Source organism: Frankia sp. AgKG'84/4 (assembly GCF_023242965.2).
Lineage (GTDB): Bacteria > Actinomycetota > Actinomycetes > Frankiales > Frankiaceae > Frankia.
Genome location: NZ_JALKFU020000989.1, coordinates 1 through 1,916, shown reverse-complemented (window position 1 = coordinate 1,916; position 1,916 = coordinate 1). Strand labels below are relative to the sequence as shown.

The 1,916-nt window shown below is 72.4% G+C and carries 2 protein-coding genes; both read right to left on the bottom strand.

Translation table 11 applies throughout. The annotated features are described in order from the left end of the window. Positions 1 to 362: Na+/H+ antiporter NhaA (locus MXD58_RS26630; RefSeq protein WP_250610536.1), on the bottom strand; the 362-nt coding region annotated here is incomplete at its 3' end. A gap of 250 nt (positions 363 to 612) precedes the next feature. Continuing rightward, a partial coding sequence (locus MXD58_RS26625) for a cytochrome c oxidase assembly protein (protein WP_250610534.1) occupies positions 613 to 1,916 on the bottom strand: 1,304 nt, incomplete at its 5' end.

Genomic DNA, 1,916 nt, shown 5'->3' with positions numbered 1-1,916 from the left:
GCGATGGGCAGCACCGCGCGGTGGCGGCCGGCGAGCGCACCGACGGTCAGCTCGCGGCGCAGCTCGACGCCGATGGCGAGGAAGAACACCGAGAGCAGCCCGTCGGCGACCCAGTCGGCGAGTCGCATCCCGTCCAGGCGCAGCGCCGCCGGGCCGAGACCCGCCGGGGCGTCCCACACCGCGCGATACCCGCCGGGGGAGAGGTTCGCCCAGACCAGCGCCGCCACGGTGGCCGCGAGGAGCAGCAGCCCGCCCGCGGTCGCCGCCCGCAGAAACGCGGTGAACCCATCACGGGACGGCCATCGCCACGGCACCGCGGCGGGCGCGGGAACCGGCGCTCTGGGCGGGGGTGGACGTGACACCTGCCTGCTCCTTCTCAGGTGATGGAGCGTGGGCGAGCGGCGATGTTTCCGCCACAGAAGAATGTTAGCCCGCGGACCCTGCTGGCGCTGAGCCAACGGCAGCGGTCGTCCCGCCCTTCAAGGTCCCGCCCGCATTCCTGGTGCGGCGACTTTACGATGAGACCTGCGGCGAACCCGCACGCGATTTGTATTCCCGGTGTCGCATGTCGTTGTTTCTGTTGTCGCCCGCCGCGACGAGCGGGCCGGGGTGTCAGTCGGGGGACGGGCCGTCGTCCGGGGCGTCGCGAGGCCTCGGCGGTCGTACGGTCACCGCGCCCGGACGGGCCGGCGGGCTGCCGCCGCGGGCGGCCCGGGTAGCGCTGGACGACGCCGCGCGAGTGCCGGCGGCGCGCCGGTTCGCGGCGTCGTCGAGCCTTGCCAGGTAGGCGTTGTACGCGTCAAGCTCGACATCGACGTCGCCGGCGGCGGCGATGCGCCGTTCGCGCACCCGGTTGCGGCGCTCGTCGGTCCGCGCCCACTGGGCGACCAGGACGAGCATCACGGTGAACGTCGGCAGCTCCCCGAACGACCAGGCGATGCCGCCGGCCGTGTGCTGGTCGCTGAGCGGGCTGACCCCCCACGGGCGGACGAGTCTGTCGTACCAGCCGGAGCCCATCACGGCCGTCGATCCCATGATCGTCAGGCCGAGGAAGGTGTGGAAGGGCACGACCGCCAGCATCATGAGGATGCGGCTGGGATGCGACAGCCGCCGCGGCAACGGGTCAATTCCAATGATCAGTTCGAAGAACAGCAGGCCCACTGCGAGGAAATGCACGTTCATGTACAGATGCCCGAGATGGTTACGCATCAGCGTCGTGAGCAGGGACGTCAGATAGAGCACGTACAGGCCGCCGACGAAGTTCACGGTGACCACCAGCGGGTGCGTCAGGAATCGCACCGGCCACGAGTGCAGCGTCGCCACCAGCCATTCCCGCGGCCCGGTGCGGTGCGGGGCCGTTGCCGGGCGCAGCGCGCGCAGCGCCAGCGTCACCGGCGCGCCGAGCACCAGCGGGATCGGCGCGAGCATGTTCAACAACATGTGCTGGGTCATGTGCACGCTGAGTAGCACCGGTCCGTAGAGCCCCAGCCCGCTGGACGTCGCGGCCACGGTCACGAACAGCCCCACGAACCACGCCACGGTGCGCCCGATCGGCCAGTGGTGGCCGCGCGCGACGAGACGGCGTACGCCCGCGAGGTACAGCCCGGCGGCGAGGATCGCGCCGGCGAGGAACACCCAGTCCAGGCGCCAGTCGGTGGCGAGGCGCACCGCCGACACCGGCGGCGGCATCGGGTAGCCGAGCAGCGCCCGGGTCGGGTCGTCGGGCACCGCCGCGTCGTTCACCGGCGGCGCCGTGCGCGACAGACCGACAGCCAGGCCCAGTGTCGCCGTCAGCACCGTCAGCTCCACGCCGGCCAGCCGTACGAACCGGCCCAGCGTGCCTACGACGCCGCTGTCGGCCGGGCTGGAAGTGGCCGGGCTGGTGGTGGCCGGGCTGGAGGTGGCCGGGCCGGAGG